General features: G+C 40.5%; 1 protein-coding gene and 1 pseudogene. Both read right to left on the bottom strand.

Annotated features, from left to right (window positions below; genetic code table 11):
• Positions 1-193: 193 nt before the first annotated feature.
• Entirely contained in the window at positions 194-658 is a 465-nt protein-coding gene (locus tag DW657_RS17225) for a hypothetical protein (protein WP_118313563.1), read from the bottom strand.
• A 122-nt stretch (positions 659-780) separates the two neighbouring features.
• Positions 781-2,045: pseudogene (locus tag DW657_RS18060) on the bottom strand (hypothetical protein); the annotation flags it as partial.

The raw sequence follows: 2,045 nt of genomic DNA, 5'->3' as shown, positions 1-2,045 counted from the left end.
TTATATTTTAGTTGATTTAAAAGATTGATACCGCAAAGATACGCATTTTTAAAAGTAAGAAGTCGGCTTTAGGTTAATTTTTGTGTTAAACTTCATAAAAAGTAACAATCTGAAAGTAATAAGTCGCAAAAATAGCGTTAGAACGGCTTTCTTGCCAAATTCTAACGCTATTTCTATATCTACTTATCAGTGTTTATCCTATCACAACTTCAAGGTTCTCCATATCAGCAAACTTCAAGCCGCAATCTTTCGCTGCCTTGAACAACTCCTTCTCTTCAACTTCCTCGATGGCTACCTCTTCCTCCTTGTCGGCAAGTTCCTTGAAGTACTTCTCGGTCTTCTGCTTCTGATTGAAGAAGTACTCATTAACCTCAGCGAACTTGGCTGAATCGTCCTTGGTGTATTCGTAGCCCTCATCGGCGTGCTTCTGCTCAAGCTGCTGGCACTCCTGGAGCTTGCGCTGCATCTCCTCGAACTTATCGTCCTTCAGGCTCTCCTGCGCTTCCTCCACATCCTTGTCGTAGGTATCGGCTACGTGGCGCAGAGCCTTCATGTTCTTCCAAACTCGCATAGCGGCATCATCGCTCATTGATGATGTCTTCAATGCCTTCAATGTTCTGTAGGCTGCAACAGCCTCGATTGTCTTAATCTTCTTCATTTTGTTCTGCTCTTTATGTTAAACTTAAAATAAAATTCTTAATACTCCGCAAAGATACGGAAAATATTCTGTATATGCAAGGATATAAGAGGAATTATTATAATACTTAAATTACTTATATTTTATTTCCATGTTATTCTTTGAACAACAATACTACCTACTGCTGGGTAGCTAGGTGGATTGTCTGAATGTACTCTCGTTCCTGCGGCACTACCTTTCTTCATAGAACCAGTAACTTTATAATTACTTACCTGTTTTCTTTCCTTCACGCCCGACTGATATGTAAAGGAGATGAAAGCTTCTATGGTATAATCTTGAGTAAGAACTCCATTTCCATCAAAAACAATATCAAATCCCTCTACAGGATAATTGTTCCAGCTTTCTCCATTTCCCACGTTTATCATTTGTTTGGTTACATAGACTGCTACAGTGAAGTGAACGGTGTAAGCTGCCGTCTTCTTGATTTGCAACGCAAAAAACACCTTACCCTCCGGCACGCAATATATCTCTCCATCACTCTGAAGCTTAGTGGTACAAATCAAGCCACTTACAGATATAATAGCATTCTTGACTATACAAGGTACTGCTGTAGCATAATACTCTTCGTGGCTATTCATGTGCTCTAAAACTTCATCAATAAGTCTTGTATTGCTCATCAGATTAGGGCATATCCATCTCGGTGCTGAAGTCTGCCTTTCTGTATTGGCATTTACCTCTTTGAATGTGGAACTGGATACACAGAGATACCAATTACTTACTCCCCTTACAACAAGTCCCAAACGATAATATCCATTATTAATATCGAGGATATTATTAATAGGTATTACATCTGAACCTACCATTCCGAGTGCTTGCCACGACTGGCTATATAAATCTGAGCCAGCCCATCTACACTTGAAGCTGGTATATAAGAGACTTGTACCTTCAAGGCTTACATTGAGGGCAGAGGAATCTGTCTTACCTGGTGACGTGCTGATGGTTCTAGTCTTGTAGCTATCCAATCCGATTACACCATTGTAGAATCCTCCTAAAGGGGCAGAGGTCTTTGCACTATACCCATCTGTTAATGTTTCATTGTTAACGAAATCGCCTAAACGATAGGGCGAACTGCTACCTCCTCTAGGTCTGGAATATGTCCATTCACTGGCAGCATCCAGTACATTTGTCAAGGAATATGTACTCAGGCTAAAAGATGAACCTCTCCGAAACTCATTGGTAAGTAATGAATTGGTGGTGAAATCCAGACCATAACGGCAGTTGGCTCTGTCTCGTTCTGTAATATTAAACGGCTTGGCTATGCTCATTGGCTTGTATTTTGCCCATTTATTGATATTGGCGGACTTGCACAATGTGGCAATATCATTACTTGATTCTCCCAGCACCGACT

The organism is Prevotella sp. AM23-5, from assembly GCF_003473645.1.
Lineage (GTDB): Bacteria > Bacteroidota > Bacteroidia > Bacteroidales > Bacteroidaceae > Prevotella > Prevotella copri_A.
Note: the sequence above shows the minus strand (reverse complement) of the source record. Positions and strands in the feature narration are given on the sequence as shown.

Excerpts from the sequence above, each read along its gene's own strand:
- DW657_RS17225 (WP_118313563.1), bottom strand. The coding sequence starts at position 658 with ATGAAGAAGATTAAGACAATCGAGGCTGTTGCAGCCTACAGAACATTG.